Source organism: Povalibacter sp. (genome assembly GCF_036735925.1).
Taxonomy (GTDB): Bacteria; Pseudomonadota; Gammaproteobacteria; order Steroidobacterales; family Steroidobacteraceae; genus Steroidobacter.
The window spans coordinates 1-16471 of record NZ_DAINNK010000094.1 but is presented as its reverse complement, the minus strand read 5'-3'; the positions used below and the strand labels follow the sequence as shown (position 1 = coordinate 16471).

Genomic DNA, 16471 nt, shown 5'->3' with positions numbered 1-16471 from the left:
CGATCGCCCCAGCCCTCGCCAATGCACTCGCGCTGGCGAACGGCACGCCGGTGCGATCGCTGCCGTTGTCGGCGCAGGGGATTACGTTGGTTTGAGAATTCAGAGGAAGAACAATGGCCGCGAAAAAGCGCAAAGAACACAAGGTCGGAAGCGGGAAATCTTCTTCAGGCCCTGCGTGTTTTGCGCCTTTTTGCGGCCATTCTCTCGCGATCTACGTTCCGGTTCCGATCAATCGATCCGTCGGCAGCACGACATCGGGCGCAATGCCCGGCGTATTCGCGAACTGCCGGTAGAACGGCGCGAAGTCGGTGTCGTACCCGGCGTGGAAGAGCTGTTCGAAGCTGTCGATGACGAAGTAGGTCTGCTGGTAGTCGTCGATCAGGTAGTCGGTGCGCAGGACGCGTTCGAGATCGAAGGCGATGCGGTGCGGTTTCGGGCTTTCGATGCTGTACGCCGTTTCGCCCTTCGATGACAGGATGCCGGAACCGTAAGCGCGCAGTCCCTGCGGTGTGGCGATCAGCCCGAACTCCACCATGTACCAGTACAGGCGAGCGAGCATCTTCAGCGCGCCCGCCGCGATGGCTTTCGGTCCCGCCTCGCCGTACGCCTGCATGAAACGGGCGAACGGCGGATTGGTCAGCAAGGGCACGTGTCCGAAGAAGTCGTGAAAGATGTCCGGCTCGACCAGGTAGTCGAGTTCGCAGCGCTTGCGGATCCATACCGTGACCGGGAAGCGTCGGTTCGCCAGATGCGCGAAGAACTGTTCCTCCGGAATCAGTCCGGGGACGGCGACGATCTTCCAGCCCGACAGCGGTTCGAGGATGCGGTTGGTGTCATCGATGCGCGGAATGCGATCGGGCAAGGCATTCAGCGTGCGCGTGCCCGCGACGAACTCGGGGGCAGCGTATCGCTCGATCATGTGGATCTGACGCGCATACAGCGTCTGCCAGATCGCATGATCCTCATCCGTGTAGCGATCCCACTGCTGCTCGATCGTGTAGTCGGCCCTGGCCTGCGAATAATCGCCTCGCAGTGCGACGGGATTGTGCGTCGGCGCGGCAGGTTGGTTGGCCATGCGCGGCACGATAGCACCGCCGCAGGGCAGCAAGCGACGCGCCCATGTTTCTGTATACAGGAGAGAAGAGTTTCACGGAGATCAGAAGGGTGATCCCTCTCTTCCTGTGGGGCCGGCTTCAGCCGGCCTCTTCAAGTGCAAAGGCCGGCTGAAGCCGGCCCCACAGAAGAACTCCGTGTGAAACCTCTCAACTCTTGTGTACAGCCTTCGCAGCAGGCGCCTGCAGGCCGCGAGTCAGCAGCATGAGCTGTTCGAGGTTCACGGTGAGCAGCATCGGATCATCCGGATTTTCCGGACGCACGGCGCGATCGACGACGGCGCGGCCGCCGAGCGTGGCGGCTTCGCTCATCGGCAGCAAGCGGCTGACGGGGATTGCGGGGATGATGCCGAGATCGTCGACCCGCAGGCCGATCGTGCGTGTGTCGCTGTCGGAGCGGATCATGACCACGTCGCGACCGTGAGTCGTTGCCGATGGATCCATGAGGCGCGCGAGGTCGATGACGGGGACGGGCTGATCGCGATACATCAGCAGGCCGGCATGCCACGGCGGACTGCCGGGTACGGCGCGCAGCTGGGTGCCGTCGACCGATTCGAGTACCTGTTCGCGCAACAGTCCCAGCCACTGGCTGCCGCTGTGGAACGTCGCGATGTCGAGAGTCTGTTCCTTGCCGTGCTGTTCGACGCCGTGCAGCGTGCGCGGCGCCGCCTTGCGCTGCAGGTGCGGCGTTGCTTCGAGCTGCGAATGCGCGCCTCCCAGCGGAATCATCACCACGCACCACAACGACGTGGCGCGGTACTCGCGGTAGCCGCCGGTATGGCGCGCGCCGATGGCGTAGTGCGTGCCGTCGATGTCCGCCACGAATGCCGCGTCCACGCCGCGACCCAGTTGCTCGCGCGACAGCGGCAGGAGGTCGCCGCACTGGAAACCGGAGGAGGCGGCGATGACGCGGCGATCCGCATCGACGAAGGCGCTGACTGCGCCGGCGACCGGTGTGCCGGCTTCGGTCTTCGGCAGCGCATCGCGCAGGATCGAATCGAGCTGCGCCTGGGCATCGAACACGATGCCGATGCCGCCGGCGGTGCGGCTGTTGCGGCGCAGGGCTGCGCCGTAGACCAGCGTCGGACGATCGTCGTAGAAGCTGCTCGGCTCGAACGGCGACACCGTGAACTCCTGCGAACTGCGCAGGGCGAGCGTGTTCGCACTCCACGATTCCGACAGCCGCCCGCCGACGTAGCGCTGATGCGCGGGGTTCGAGACCGCAACGACTTCGCGCTGCGCATCGAACAGCACGATGCCGTGATAGACGGTGTAGAGACTGTTGATGTGCTGGAGGATCGCCGTGACTGCCTGCCGATCGGGTGAGCCGGTGATCAGATGATCGATCAGCGTGGCGTTCAGCGCCCACCAGCGGCCGTCGTTGGCGCGTTCGTACAGGTTGCGGTCGAGGATGTCGGCGGCCAGCGAGGCGAGCAGCTGCGCGTCGTCGAGGATGGCGGAGACGACGGTGCGCTGCAGGTCGGTGATGGATTCCTCGAAGGTGGCCTGCGTGCGCCGGCCGGCATTGCCGATCTCCCACAGCAGCACGCGGGCGAAGTGCACGCTGGCGTCGGTGCGCTGCGCGAGCCGGATGTTGCCGTTCCAGACGGCGCGATTGAGTTCGCGCTGGATCTGTTCGGCCTGCACGGGAATGCGGCGCAGGCCCTCGGAAAAGATCGAGGTGCTGTCGCGCAGCTGCTCCAGCAGTTCGGCGCTGACGGAACTGGCGAGGCTCGCGCCATCGCGGGCGAAGGCATGTTCGATCGGAATCATGGCGTGGCCGTGCCAGCCAGGACCCAGGTAGCCCTGGAAGCCGTGCGTGCGGCACGTCACGGCGAGGTATTCGCGGCCGCCGAAGCGGATGATGCGATGCTGGTCGTCGAGCGCCATCGTCATCGGTGCGCCGACCGGCACCTGCCACGGATCGCTGCTGGCGATGACCTTGCCCTGCGCATCGAGCAGCGCGAACACGCTCCAGTCGTTGGCTGCGTGCAGTTGCGAAAAGATGCCGGCCACTTCGTCCTCGAAGCGGAAGCACAGGCACAGCACGCCGACGTTCCTGCCGCCGTCGACGACGCGGAACGAATACACCAGGCTGCGTTCGTTGTCGGGCTGCAGGTCGAAGCGTCGATAGGTTTCGACGTAGGCGGCGCGCGTCGTCAGCGCTTCCGCGACGAGCGGATCGCGGGTCTGCATCGCACCAGGATGATCTTCGAGCCGCGCGAGCACCGTGCCCTCGGGGCTCAGCAGGATTACGTCCTGGTAGACCGAATACTTGGCGACGTACTCGCGGAAGCGTTGCCGCAGCGCTTCGCGGGCCTGCGCCAGCGTGCGCGTCTGCGAGGCATCGTCGGCGTTCGTCTGGCGCTGCAATCTCAGGAACTGGCGCACGTCGTCGTCGGTGCTGAGAAAGCCGATGTCGGCGGTGCGCTCGAACAGGTTGCGCACGATGATGTCGATGGCGATCTGGCTTTTCGCCTGCAGCGCCAGCATCACCTTGCGATGCGTTTCGGCAGCCAGGTTCTCGGTCAGTTCGGCCGTGAGCTTTTCGAACGCTTCGCGCGTGCCGCCCATGTCGGTGGCATCGCCGCTCAGGTGCGACAGCAGCGACAACGTGTCCCACGAGCCCTGCAACGTGGCCAGCCGCGCCCGGTAGCCCTCCACGGACGGCATGTGATGGGCGAGGGCTTTGAGCATTGCGACCGGTCCGAAAGTGTTGTTATCCCTGGAAGTAACGGCCGGGGGCAGGGCGGCTTTAGGTGTGGAGAGTGACGGAGGTCACGCGGCCGGGAAGTGCCGTTCGCGGACTGGCGATGATTCCGCCGCTGGGACCAAGGTGCCGGTACGAATCTGAAGACGGCGCGCGATGACCAACGGGCCACAGTAAGGTCCTATCGCTGCGACTCCATTCGGCGCAGGGCATCGGCGGCGGCGAGGATCGGAATGTTCTGATAGACCTTGAGATCGAGCAGATCGAGATCGCGCGTGACGATGAGGTCGGCGCGCGCGGCGAGTGCACAGGCGAGCACATGGTCATCGTCGGGGTCGCGGCTGACTGGCCCGGACAGGGGTTGCGGCTCAACGACGTAAGCCAGCCGACCATAGTCCTGTACGTGCTCGGCGGCGGATACGCCCGCAAGGTGGAGGCGGTGCGCGAACTTGTCGCGTGCGATGACCTCCGCGAGTTCGGCCAGCAGGACCAGGCTGGTGTACAGCGATACGGAAGGGGCGCGAGCCATATCGATCAGCTGGCGCGGCGGCCCACCCCATAGCAGGCCCGAGAGGACGGTGTTGGTATCGGCGACGATGCGCATCCGAGGATGGTGCGTCAGATCCCGGTGGGCTGCTTGCGCGTCAGCGCTGTTGACGACGTTCGTGCCGTGCCGCGTCGATCTCGGCCTGCAAGTCTTCGTCGGTGAGAGGTGGCAGGTTCAGGGCGTCGAGTTTCTCGAACGCCTGACCGAGCCGCTGGGCGGCCGCATCGCGAGCGCGCTCCTCGCGGGTCTTGAGGAAATCGACAAAATCCTCTACCTCCGCGCGCTGCTGCGGGGGCAGGCTCTGAAGCTTTTCGAGGAACGCCTGGTCGGTACGTGCGTTCATGGCGGTCATCCTCGGCCGATCTTGACGATGAGGGCTTCGATGGTACTGACCCGGCGACGTGACCTCAATTCCGCGGTGAATTCATCACCAACGGCATCTCTCGACTGGCCCTTGGACCCCTGCCGATCACCGGTACGTAATGAGCTCCCGTCGACCTTCCCGCTCCAGATGCGGCAGCGCGTTGAACATCGACAGCGAGACCTTGTCGGCGCTGTAGATCAGGCGCGTGATCGAGGCGTTGTGGACGGCCCAGTTCAGTTCGATGCCCATGTGGTTGGACAGGCCGAGTACATGTGCCACGGTGGTGCCGATCACGCCGCCGGAGGTGCTGACGATCAGGGTTTTCGAACGCCCCTCGCTTTCCATGATCTGGCGCAGTGCCTGCGTGATCCGCCCATGGAAGTTTTTCCAGGGCAGCATCTGTTCGGCCTCGATGCGCGCCTCGACCCAGGCGCGCGCGGCGCGTTCGAGAAAGAACTGGAACTTGCGCCGGTCGTGTCGCAGCTCCGGCCAGCCGGCCTCCGCGAGCTGTGCAGCCGTCAGGGAGCCGGCGAATTCGCGCAGGATCACGTCGCTGTCGTATTCGTCGAACGCGCCTTCGGTCGCGATCGGCGGCGCCGCGGGGCCGAGCGCAGAGGCAACGATCTCCGCGGTCTCGCGCTGGCGTTGCAGCGTGCCGGTGTAGATCCGGTCGATACGCTCGCCGCTCTCGGCGAAATACCCGCCCAGCAGCTTCACCTGTTCGCGGCCGCGAGCCGACAGCTGATCGTAGTGGTCGGTGCCGAACGATGCCTGGCCGTGGCGGACGAGATAGAGGGTACTCATGAGCCGGAATGGTGACGTCGCGACCGGCGTCACCGCAACAAAAAACCGCAGCGCGTTCCCGCTCCTGGGAACCGCACTGCGGTTTTCTCTCGACGATCGTCAGGATCAGCGAGTAATCGCTGCCGTCTTCTGCGTTTCGGCCGGGGGGAAGCTGACGTCCTTCACTTCCACGCTCCACGACTTTTCTTCGATCTGCTTCACTTCGACGTGGCCGGGCTGCTTGGCTGGCGGCGCCATCATCAACGACGAAGCCCACAATGCAGCGCCGACGACGGCGAGTGCTGCCGACGCACCCACGATAGTCCGCGATTCGATCAACATGGTTCCTCCAGTTTCTGCAGCATCGGGCTGCAGTGCGCGGTGCGGAGGACAGTCCGCATCACGCGGCTCGATGATTCGGTCGGGGATTACCTTAGTCCCTTGCGTCGCGGGCTCCGTGCGTCGGGTCACATATTTCCGCGACGCAAAAGCGATGGGTCGCCGGGTCGCGACACAGGTCTCACGCTGGGACCGTTGATTGAACAAAAGATCGTCGGGAAAGAGGCGCGAACGATCGATGTTCTGTCGCATCGATCGTTCGTGCGCGCAGAACTGCGCAGATCAGAAGAGTTCGACTTCTCCGGCCTTGGCGTTGCCGGCGCTGGCCGGCGCAGGCGAGGCGTGCATGAAGCCCGAGCCATCGCCCTCCATCACGACCTGGAACACCTCGCGTTCTTCCTGCGTGCGATACAGGCGGCGCAGCGTGGAGTGCAGGCGCGTCCACTGTTCGGGCTGCTGCATCTGCGAGCGGCTGCAGGCGAACTGCGCGAGCGTCGAGAGGCTGTAGCGAACGTGGCCGAGACGCTGCGAGAGCTTGTCGTAGAACTGGAAGGCCACGACCGCCGCCGCCATCTGGTTCTGGAATGCGGCGATCTGTTCGTGGAAGGACGGGCCGAGCTGCGTCTTCACGTCATCCGGCAGGGCGCCCGTCAGCGAGCTGACGGCGCGGGCCGTATCGACGAGACTCGTGAACGCGGCCACCAGCGCATCGATCGACTGGTCGGATTCCTGCAGCGCCGAGTCCATCTGCGCTTCGCACAGGCCGAGCATGAGTCCGAGCTGGCTCTCCGGAGTCCAGTCCTCGCTCAGCTTCAGCGCCGGCAGCAATGCCGTGTCTGCTGTACTCGCCGACATGATCGATGGTCCGTCAGCGATCAGAGTACGCGGCTGATGGTGGCCAGCAACTGTTCCGGATTGAACGGTTTGACGATCCATCCGGTGGCGCCGGCCTGCTTGCCGCGCATCTTGGTTTCCTGGCCGGACTCGGTGGTCAGCACCAGCATCGGAACGAACTTGTAGGAGTCCAGCGAGCGCAGTTCGCGCACCAGCGCGATGCCGTCCATGCGCGGCATGTTGACGTCGGTCAGCACCAGGTCCACCGAGGCGCCCTTGGCGACCTCGAGCGCTTCCATGCCGTCGGAAGCCTGCACGACCTTGTAGCCCGCGCCTTCGAGGGTAAAGCGCACCATCTGGCGCATCGAGGCGGAATCGTCGACTGCCAGAATGGTCTGCTGATGTGCACCGGACATCGCTGTCGCTCCGAACTAGATATGAATGCCGAACCGTACCGGCCCGCAGGGCAGGCAGGTGCGGCGTTTCAGCTTGTAACGGCAATGAGGGCAGGGCATTGAGTGCGATCGGCGCAGAAGCGGAACTGGGTCTCAATCGGGTCGGGGTTTTTCCCATCCGCCACGGGCCTGAAGGGATTACGCCGGCTGTGGGGCCGGCTTCCCCATGGGATTCCCTTCGGTCACAGCCGGCCTTTTCGGGAGTCAGGCTGAAGCCTGACCTACAGGAAGAATGTCGCGTCCCTTGAGCGGCAGGTCGTAGGTCACGGTTGCGCCGTAGGCTTCCGGCGCCTGCGGATCGTGCCGGCGCTTGTCGAACACCAGCAGGCGCGTGCCGAGCTGGAAGCTCTCTTTCAGATCGTGCGTGATCATGAAAATGGTCATGCGGTTCAGCGCCCACAGCCTGAGGATGATCTCGTGCATGTCGGCCGTGATGCCGGGATCGAGCGCGCCGAAGGGCTCGTCGAGCAGCAGGATGCGCGGCTCGCAGATCACCGATTGCGCGATCGACAAGCGTTGCTGCATGCCGCCGGAGAGCTGCGAGGGATACTTGTCCCGCGCGGCGTACAGGCCGATCGAATCGAGCAGCTGATTCGCCTTCTCCGTCGCGACGCGGCGCCGTGCGCCGAACAGCCGGCCGAGAAAACGCGAGCCGGCGAATTCGAGGCCCAGCAGCAGGTTCTCGGTGACGGTGAGATGCGGGAACAGCGAATAGCGCTGAAAGACGATGCCGCGCTCCGGTCCAGGCTCGGCCGGCACAGGCTTGCCGTCGAGCAGCAGTTCGCCGCGCGTCGGCTTTTCCACGCCCAGCAGCAGGCGCAGGAATGTCGTCTTGCCGCAGCCCGACGCGCCGACGATGGTGACGAATTCGCCGTGGGCAATCTCCAGGTTGAGATTCTCGAGCACGACCTGCGGGCCGTATTCCTTCCACAGGCGTTTGACGGTGACCGCGGCCATGACTAGCGCGCCGCCTCCGCCCAGGGAAACAATCGCCGCCGCGCGACTCGCAGCAGCCAGTCCATCAGGAAGGCGAGCAGCGTGATCCACACTACGTAGGGAAGGATGACGTCCATCGCGAGATAGCGCCGGACGAGAAAGATGCGATAGCCGAGGCCTTCGGTCGAAGCGATCGCCTCGGCCGCGATCAGGAACAGCCAGGCGCAGCCGAGCTGCAGCCGCACGGCATCGATGAGCCGCGGCCACAGCTGCGGCAGGATGACCCTCGAAGACAGCAGCCAGCTCGACGCGCCGAGCGTCTGCGCCTTGATCAGCTGCTCGGTGGGCAGTTCGCTGGCGCGCAATGCCACATCGCGTGTGATCACCGGCGCCACGCCGATGACGATCAGCACGATCTTCGCGACCTCGCCGAGTCCCAGCACGATGAACAGCACGGGCAGGATCGCCAGCGGCGGAATCATGGACACCGCCGCAACGAACGGTGCGGCGAGCGCCCGCACGTACGGAATTGCGCCGATCGCGAGCCCCACGGCGAGTCCGATCGCCGCGCTGATGCCGAGCGCGATCAGGATGCGCTGCAGGCTGGCCCAGGTATCGAGCCACAGCAGCACCTCGCCGCTGCGCTTGTCCTCTTCGAATGCGTACGTGTGCATGGTGCTGGCGATCGTCGAGAACGCCGGCAACAGCTTGTCGTCCGGATTCGCCGCCAGCCGCGCGTTCGATCCCAGCAGATAGGCAAAGATCAGCAGCAGGAACGGCAGCGCGGCCAGAACGACTGCGCCGCCGCGATTGGGGTGGAGGTTGATGAGGCGGGGCATGGGAGAGGCTACAGGCTACTGGCTACAGGCGACGGGCCGGAGCAAGCCCACGCATTCTGCCTGTCGCCTGTCGCCTGTCGCCTGTCGCCTGTGGCCTGTAGCCCGTTCGCTCACAGCTTCCCCTCGCTCGCCAGCTTCACATACGTCGCATCGAACCGCATCTTGATGCTCTTCGCATTGCCCAGCGTCTTGCCGCCGGGGAACTCGATGCCGACGGCGTCGACGCTCTTCGCGCCTTCGCCGAGCAGGCCGTGATCGAAGGAGAACTTGCGGACCGAGTCCATCGTCGTGACGAGATTCGGGCTGGCGGTAAACGCCAGCGCTTCGGCGGGCGTCCAGAACATCTTCGTGGTGGCGAGCTGGCTGTTGAAGCCGGCGAGGTCGGTGCCGGAAGCCTTCGCCATGTGCGCGAGCGCTTTCGGGTCCTTCTTCGCCATCAGCGCCAGCGTTTCATACCACGCGCCGACCAGCGCCCTGGCGAACTTGGGGTTGTCTTTCAGCGTGGCGCTGTTCACGACCAGCATGTCGATGATCTCGCCGGGGATCTTGCTGGAGTCGAACACGAGCTGCGCATCGGGCGCGGCGAGGATTTCGCTGAGCTGCGGCTTCCAGGTCACGATGGCCTTGGTATCGGCCGCCGCATACGCGCCGACGATGTCGGCGTCCGAGGTGTTCACGACCTTGATGTCGCGTTCCTTGAGGCCGCCGCTTTCCAGGCCGCGCACCAGCAGGTAGTGCGACACCGAGAGTTCAACCAGGTTCACCGGCAGTCCCTTGATGTCCGCGAGCTTCCTGCCCTTGCCCTTCAGCACCACGCCGTCGTTGCCGTTGGAGAAGTCGCCGACGATCAGCGCCGTCGAATCGACGCCGCCGGCCGACGGGATCGTCAGCATGTCCATGTTCGTCATCACGCAGCCGTCGAAACCGCCGGCCGTGTACTGATTGATGGACTCGACGTAGTCGTTGATCTGCGTGAGTTCGATCGCGATGCCGTACTTGTCGGCCCACTTCTTGAGAATGCCGCTCTCGGCGGCGTAGTCCCACGGCATCCAGCCGACATAGATACTCCAGGCCACCTTGAAGGATTTCTTCTCGGCGGCAGCGGCGCTGTGGGTGAACGTGGCGGAGAACAGGGCGCAGGCCAGGACGGCTGCGCGGGCGAACAGTTTCAGACGCGATTGCATTCGGCGACTCCTCGTTAGCGGTCTGGTCGTCAGCTCTCGCAGCACCGCTTTCGGGTCGGAGGTCCGTCCGCAGGCCGTGCCGCGTTCCTGGGAAGCTGCGTGAGCCTCCCGACCTCCCGGGCTTTTATCCCGCCGTGTATCCGTCGATGCCTTCTCGTGAACGCATCACCCGGACTGCCTCTCTCGGACCAGCATCGCGCGCCGCTGCGTGATCGGAACCCTAGACGCACATTTGTGAGCGGGAGAGTGCAAAGGGTGTGCCGGAGGGCCGCTGGCGGCTGGCGACGGGCGGCTGGCCAGAAATGGAACGAAGAGCGGTGGACGCTCGCGCCGAAATGGAGCGTGATGAAGGGTGCTGTGCTTCCGATTGGTGCCGACCACTGCGTCGTGCACCAATACAAATCCGCCGCTTCTCCGGCCAGTCGCCAGTTGCCAGTCGCCGGTCCCCTGATTGGTACGTTCCTTGCTCTCTCCCCCTCGTCACAAATTCATTCGAGGTCGTTCGCGACGATGGCCGAAGGCGCGCCGTACTGGATGCTGTGGGAAGAACTGGTGGCCGCGGGAGCGCACTGGTCCGGACTGCTGCGTCGTGGCACCACGCTGCGTCTCACGGACGTCGCGGGCGGCGCGAACGCATCGGTGCTGTTCTTCAATTACGACGATCGCACCGAGCGCTACAACATGCCCGACACGCTCAAGGCGCAGCACACCGCATTCCTCACCAGGGGATTCGTGTGCTACTCGGACATGGGTCGCGTGATGTGTTCGCTCACCGACGACACCTGCGGCTGGCACGACACGCTCTGCGGCGTGTCCTCGCCGCGGCTGGTCGAAGAGAAATTCGGCATCGCGCGCTACCAGGAGCGTCGCAACGACTGGCATCAGAACGGCTACGAGAGCCTGCTCAACGAGCTGGGCAAGTACGGTCTCGGTAAAAGAGATCTCAGTGCCAGCATCAATTTCTTCAGCAAGGTCACGGTGAACGGGCAGGGCGCTCTCGAGTATCACCGCGGCAATTCGCTGCCCGGCAGTTACGTCGACCTGCGTTTCGAAATGAACGTGCTGATGGTGATGGCGACCTCGCAGCATCCGCTGGATCCCGCGACGGTGTACCAGCCGCGCGAGATCCGTCTCACCGCATGGCATTCGCGGCCGGCGCCGCGCAACGATCCGTGCCGCATCAAGTGCCCGGAGAACGAGCGCGGCTTCAGGAATACGGAAGTGTGGTTCCGATGAGCATGGAGGAGACTGCGTCGTGCCCCTGATCGAAAGCACGCTCGACCCGCGCAGCGCCAGTCGCCGCGAGATCATCGCGGCCGGCGCGCCGTGGATGGGAACGGTTCGCGCAGGTCAGACCTTCCGCATCCTCGACCTGGAAGGCAACCAGGCCGTCGATACGCTGTTCTATCGCGCCGATACTCTCGAAGAACGCTACAGCGCGCAGGACACGATTCGCGCACAAGGCAACATCTACCTCACCGCCGGCACGCCGCTGTTGTCGAACGAAGGCAACAAGATGCTCACCATCGTCGCGGATACCTGCGGTCGTCATGACACGCTCGGCGGCGCCTGCTCGGCCGAGAGCAACACGGTGCGCTACGCACTCGACAAGCGGCACATGCATAGCTGCCGCGACAACTTCCTGGTCGCACTGGCGCGCTGGGGCGAGAAATACGGTCGCGATTTCGGCAAGCGCGATCTGTCCAGCAACATCAATTTCTTCATGAATGTGCCCGTGACGCCGGAGGGCAGGCTCACTTTCGCCGACGGCATTTCCGGTCCCGGCCGTTACGTGGAAATGCGCGCGGAGATGGACGTCACGGTGCTGATTTCCAACTGTCCGCAACTGAACAATCCTTGCAACGCATACAACCCGACGCCGGTGGAAGTGATGGTGTGGGACTGAGGCTCTCGTGTGGGTCAGGCTTCAGCCTGACTGCGAGAGCACTGCAGTGACGATAGTCACGGCTCCCGGGACGACCCGGTAGCCGATCAGAAAACGCCGGGACGACCCGGCACCTTGGCTCCTCACGGTGCTGCATGTTCGACAAGGTGCTGATCGCCAACCGCGGCGCGATTGCCTGCCGCATTCTTCGTACCCTGAAACGTCTCGACATCCGCTCGGTGGCGGTCTATTCCGACGCCGACCGGCATTCGCTGCATGTGACGCTGGCCGACGAGGCCGTGCGACTCGGTCCCGCGCCGGCGGCACAGAGCTATCTGTCGCAGGAACTCATCATCGCAGCGGCGCGCGAGACGGGCGCGCAGGCCATTCATCCCGGTTACGGTTTTCTCAGCGAGAACGCTGACTTCGCGGAGCAGTGCGAACGCGCAGGCGTTGCCTTCATCGGGCCGACACCGACGCAGATGCGCGATTTCGGACTCAAGCACACGGCACGCGCGCTTGCGCTGAAATACGAAGTACCGCTGCTGCCGGGCAGTGCGCTGCTCGAAGGCATCGATCACGCCCGCGACGAGGCGCGACGCATCGGTTTTCCGGTGATGCTGAAGAGCACTGCCGGCGGCGGCGGCATCGGCATGCAGCTGTGTCGCAGCGAAGCGGAACTGCAGGATGCATTTCATTCCGTCGAGCGGCTGGCCAAGAGCAATTTCAGCCAGGGCGGCGTCTTTCTCGAAAAGTACGTCGAACGGGCCCGGCATATCGAAGTCCAGATCTTCGGCGACGGACTCGGCAACGTGGTGGCGCTCGGCGAACGCGACTGTTCGGTGCAGCGTCGCAATCAGAAGGTGATCGAAGAAACGCCCGCGCCGCAACTCGATGACACGACGCGTTCGCAGTTGCTGCATGCGGCGCAGCGCCTCGGCCAGGCCATCGGCTATCGCTCTGCCGGCACGGTCGAGTTCGTGTACGACGAGGCGTCGCGTCAGTTCTACTTTCTCGAAGTCAACACGCGACTGCAGGTGGAGCATGGTGTGACCGAGCAGGTCACGGGCATCGACCTCGTCGAGTGGATGATCCGGACCGCGGCCGGCGAGCCGCCGGATCTGCGCGCGTATCGACATGCGCCGCGCGGTCATTCGATTCAGGTGCGCGTTTACGCGGAGGATCCGCAGCACAACTTCCGGCCGTCGAGCGGCCTGCTGTCGCATGTCGAGCTGCCGGATGGCGTGCGCGTCGACAGCTGGATCGAGACGGGCACGGAAGTGTCGCCGCACTACGATCCGATGCTGACCAAGATCATCGCGGACGGCATCACGCGCGAGGAGGCGCTGGCCACTCTCGAGAGTGCACTGACCCGGACGCACATCCACGGTATCGAAACCAACCAGGCCTATCTGCTCGACATCCTGCGCGATGATGTTTTCCGGCAGGGCCGCCAGTACACGCGCTATCTCGCGGGCTTCGCGTACCGGCCACAAACGGTGGAGGTCGTCCAGGCGGGCACGCATACGACAGTGCAGGATTTTCCCGGCCGCGTCGGCTACTGGGATATCGGCGTGCCGCCGTCGGGGCCGATGGACGATCTGGCTTTCCGGCTCGCCAATCGCATCGTCGGTAATGCCGGATCTGCCGCCGGGCTCGAGTGCACGGTCGGCGGGCCGACGCTGAAGTTCAATGTACCCGCGCGCATCGCACTGACGGGTGCGCGCATGCAGGCGGAACTCGATGGCAAGCCGGTCATGTACTACACGCCGGTCGAAGTGAATGCAGGCAGTGTCCTGAAAATGCGCTCGATCCGCGGCGCAGGGCAGCGCACGTATCTTGCGATCGCCGGTGGCATCGACGTGCCGGCTTACATGGGCAGTCGCGCGACGTTCACGCTCGGCCAGTTTGGTGGTCACGCGGGTCGCGCGCTGCGTGCCGGCGATACGCTGCGCATCGCATCGGCAGAGATCGCGCAGTCGGGCAACGCGGATGCACTGCCGATTCCCGAGTACTCATCGCAATGGGAAATCGCGGTGATGTACGGCCCGCATGCTGCGCCGGATTTTTTCACGCAAGCTGACATCGATGCATTCTTCGCGGCGGACTGGGAGGTGCACTACAACTCCAGCCGCACCGGTGTGCGGCTCATCGGCCCGAAGCCTGCGTGGGCGCGTCCCGATGGCGGCGAGGCCGGATTGCACCCCTCGAACATTCACGACAACGCCTATGCGATCGGTGCGATCGACTTCACCGGCGACATGCCCGTGATCCTCGGGCCCGACGGCCCGAGCCTCGGCGGGTTCGCGTGTCCGGCGACGATCGTGCGCGCGGAGTTGTGGAAGGTCGGGCAACTGCGGCCGGGGGACAGGGTGAGATTTCGCTGCGTGTCGGTGGAAGAGGCGGGGGTGATGGAGGGCGCGGTCGAAGAGTCGATCGCTACGCTTCGCCCCCTCCCCAGCCCTCCCCCGCTTCGCGGAGGAGGGGGTATCTGGCCCCTCCCTCCGCTTGCGGGGGGAGGTTGGGAGGGGGGCACGAGCGGACGAATGTCCGCGATCCTCTCCGCGAGCCCCACCGTCACCTACCGCCAGGCCGGCGACAAATACCTCCTCGTCGAATACGGCGAACTCGTGCTCGATCTCGAACTGCGTTTCCGCGTGCACTCGCTGATGGAATGGTTGCAGCGCGCGCAGATCCACGGCGTGCAGGAACTCACGCCCGGCATCCGCTCCCTGCAGATCCATTACGACAGCCGCGTGATTTCGCAACGCGCGTTGCTGGATGTCCTGCGGCGCGCCGAGGACGAACTGCCCGCCGTCGACGATGTGGAAGTCCCGAGCCGCATCGTGCACCTGCCGCTGTCCTGGGACGATCCGGCGACCCGCGTCGCCATCGACAAGTACATGCAGTCGGTGCGCAGGGATGCGCCCTGGTGTCCGAGCAATATCGAGTTCATCCGGCGCATCAATGGTCTCGATTCCATCGAAGACGTACAGCGCATCGTGTTCGATGCGAGCTATCTGGTGATGGGTCTCGGCGATGTGTATCTCGGCGCGCCGGTGGCCACGCCGCTCGATCCGCGTCACCGGCTCGTGACGACCAAGTACAACCCGGCGCGCACCTGGACGCCGGAGAATGCCGTCGGCATCGGCGGCGCGTACCTGTGCGTCTATGGCATGGAAGGGCCCGGCGGCTATCAGTTCGTCGGCCGCACGATCCAGATGTGGAACCGGTATCGCCAGACGGCCGACTTCACCGACGGCCGGCAATGGCTGCTGCGCTTCTTCGATCAGTTGCATTTCTTTCCTGTCAGTGCCGATGAACTGCAGCGCCTGCGCGAGGAATTCCCGCGCGGCCAGTACCGGCTGAAGATCGAGCCGACGACATTGAAGCTGCGCGAGTACCGGCAGTTCCTCGCCGACCATCGTGCCTCCATCGATGCCTTCAAGGCGAAGCAGCAGGCAGCGTTCGATGCGGAGCGCGAACGCTGGCGACGCGATGGGCGGCTCACGTTCGACTCCGAGGTCGCCAGCACTGAACGGGAAGCGTCGCAGGCGTTGCCGGAAGGAACAACCGCGGTCGTGTCGCCGGTGACCGGCAGTACGTGGTCGGTCAGTGCGCGCGCCGGTCAGCGCGTGAACGAAGGCGACGAACTGCTGGTCATCGAAGCCATGAAAATGGAAATCCCCGTGCTCGCCGACGAGCCGGGAGTCGTCGTCGACATCCGCTGTGAGCCGGGCAAGCCGGTCGCTGCCGGCGATGTTCTGATCGTATTGCGGGCGGCATCATGACTTCATTCACCATCGATGCCCTGTTGCGGGGCTATCGCGCGGGCACGTTCACGCCGCCGCAGATCATCGACGAGGCGCAGGCGCGCATCGCCGCCGGACAGCGCCGCAATGTCTGGATCACGCTGCTGACGCGAGAGCAGATCCTGCCGTACCTGCAGGCCCTCGAAGGCCGATCGCCCGAGGACCTGCCGCTATACGGCGTGCCGTTCGCCATCAAGGACAACATCGATCTGGCAGGCGTACCGACGACCGCGGGCTGTCCCGAGTTTGCGTATGTGCCGGCGCAGTCCGCGACGGTCGTGCAGAAACTGATCGATGCCGGCGCCATCCCGATCGGCAAGACCAATCTCGATCAGTTCGCCACGGGACTGGTCGGCACGCGCTCGCCGTACGGTGCGTGCGAGAACAGCTTCGATCCGCAGTTCATCTCTGGCGGGTCGAGCAGCGGTTCAGCCGTGTCCGTCGCCACCGGGCTCGCCAGTTTCTCGCTCGGTACCGATACGGCAGGTTCGGGACGCGTGCCCGCGGGCTTCAACAACATCGTCGGCCTGAAACCCTCGTGCGGACTGTTGAGCACGAAGGGTGTCGTGCCGGCCTGCCGCTCGCTCGATTGCGTGTCGATCTCTGCGTTGACGGCGGCGGACGCGCAGCGCGTGCTGGACGCGGCGCAAGAATTCGATGCCGACGATGCC

General features: G+C 64.7%; 15 protein-coding genes and 1 riboswitch. Of the genes, 4 read left to right on the top strand and 11 right to left on the bottom strand.

What is annotated here, in order from left to right; genetic code table 11:
- Positions 1 to 211: 211 nt before the first annotated feature.
- From phhA to V7D81_RS20405, 11 genes are all read right to left on the bottom strand, one after another.
- Entirely contained in the window at positions 212 to 1075 is an 864-nt protein-coding gene (gene phhA, locus V7D81_RS20455) for a phenylalanine 4-monooxygenase (RefSeq protein WP_324319766.1), read from the bottom strand.
- A gap of 187 nt (positions 1076 to 1262) precedes the next feature.
- Complete coding sequence (locus V7D81_RS20450) at positions 1263 to 3809, bottom strand: chemotaxis protein CheW (RefSeq protein ID WP_324319764.1); 2547 nt, start codon at positions 3807 to 3809, stop codon at positions 1263 to 1265.
- 194 nt (positions 3810 to 4003) lie between these two features.
- The gene (locus tag V7D81_RS20445) at positions 4004 to 4426 is read right to left on the bottom strand and encodes a putative toxin-antitoxin system toxin component, PIN family (RefSeq protein WP_324319762.1); all 423 of its coding nucleotides are present in this window, start codon (positions 4424 to 4426) and stop codon (positions 4004 to 4006) included.
- Between the two features lie 40 nt (positions 4427 to 4466).
- A complete protein-coding gene (locus tag V7D81_RS20440) occupies positions 4467 to 4712 on the bottom strand; it encodes a hypothetical protein (RefSeq protein WP_324319760.1) in 246 nt (81 codons plus the stop codon).
- A gap of 126 nt (positions 4713 to 4838) precedes the next feature.
- Positions 4839 to 5537 (bottom strand): histidine phosphatase family protein, encoded by a 699-nt coding sequence (locus V7D81_RS20435; RefSeq protein ID WP_324319758.1) that lies wholly within the window; start codon positions 5535 to 5537, stop codon positions 4839 to 4841.
- A gap of 105 nt (positions 5538 to 5642) precedes the next feature.
- Positions 5643 to 6107, bottom strand: a complete 465-nt coding sequence (locus tag V7D81_RS20430) for a hypothetical protein (protein ID WP_324319756.1) — start codon at positions 6105 to 6107, stop codon at positions 5643 to 5645.
- 30 nt (positions 6108 to 6137) lie between these two features.
- Positions 6138 to 6710 carry a hypothetical protein gene (locus tag V7D81_RS20425; protein ID WP_324319754.1) on the bottom strand — a complete coding sequence of 191 codons (573 nt, stop codon included), beginning with the start codon at positions 6708 to 6710 and terminating at the stop codon, positions 6138 to 6140.
- A 20-nt stretch (positions 6711 to 6730) separates the two neighbouring features.
- Positions 6731 to 7105, bottom strand: coding sequence for a response regulator (locus tag V7D81_RS20420; RefSeq protein WP_324319752.1), 375 nt, complete (start codon positions 7103 to 7105; stop codon positions 6731 to 6733).
- Positions 7106 to 7348: 243 nt separating this feature from the next.
- A complete protein-coding gene (locus V7D81_RS20415) occupies positions 7349 to 8101 on the bottom strand; it encodes an ABC transporter ATP-binding protein (RefSeq protein ID WP_324319750.1) in 753 nt (250 codons plus the stop codon).
- Between the two features lie 2 nt (positions 8102 to 8103).
- On the bottom strand, positions 8104 to 8919 hold the full coding sequence (locus V7D81_RS20410; protein ID WP_324319748.1) for an ABC transporter permease: 816 nt from the start codon (positions 8917 to 8919) through the stop codon (positions 8104 to 8106).
- Between the two features lie 110 nt (positions 8920 to 9029).
- A complete protein-coding gene (locus V7D81_RS20405) occupies positions 9030 to 10103 on the bottom strand; it encodes a putative urea ABC transporter substrate-binding protein (protein ID WP_324319746.1) in 1074 nt (357 codons plus the stop codon).
- Between the two features lie 111 nt (positions 10104 to 10214).
- A riboswitch (guanidine-I (ykkC/yxkD leader) is annotated at positions 10215 to 10338 on the bottom strand.
- Positions 10339 to 10613: 275 nt separating this feature from the next.
- Between V7D81_RS20405 and V7D81_RS20400 the strand changes: the two genes are divergently transcribed.
- From V7D81_RS20400 to V7D81_RS20385, 4 genes are all read left to right on the top strand, one after another.
- Positions 10614 to 11339, top strand: a complete 726-nt coding sequence (locus V7D81_RS20400; protein ID WP_324319744.1) for an urea amidolyase associated protein UAAP1 — start codon at positions 10614 to 10616, stop codon at positions 11337 to 11339.
- Positions 11340 to 11358: 19 nt separating this feature from the next.
- Positions 11359 to 12009 (top strand): urea amidolyase associated protein UAAP2, encoded by a 651-nt coding sequence (locus tag V7D81_RS20395; RefSeq protein WP_324319743.1) that lies wholly within the window; start codon positions 11359 to 11361, stop codon positions 12007 to 12009.
- A gap of 134 nt (positions 12010 to 12143) precedes the next feature.
- Complete coding sequence (uca, locus tag V7D81_RS20390) at positions 12144 to 15779, top strand: urea carboxylase (RefSeq protein WP_324319741.1); 3636 nt, start codon at positions 12144 to 12146, stop codon at positions 15777 to 15779.
- Positions 15776 to 16471: amidase family protein (locus tag V7D81_RS20385; RefSeq protein WP_324319739.1), on the top strand; the 696-nt coding region annotated here is incomplete at its 3' end. The genes uca and V7D81_RS20385, both read left to right, overlap by 4 nt.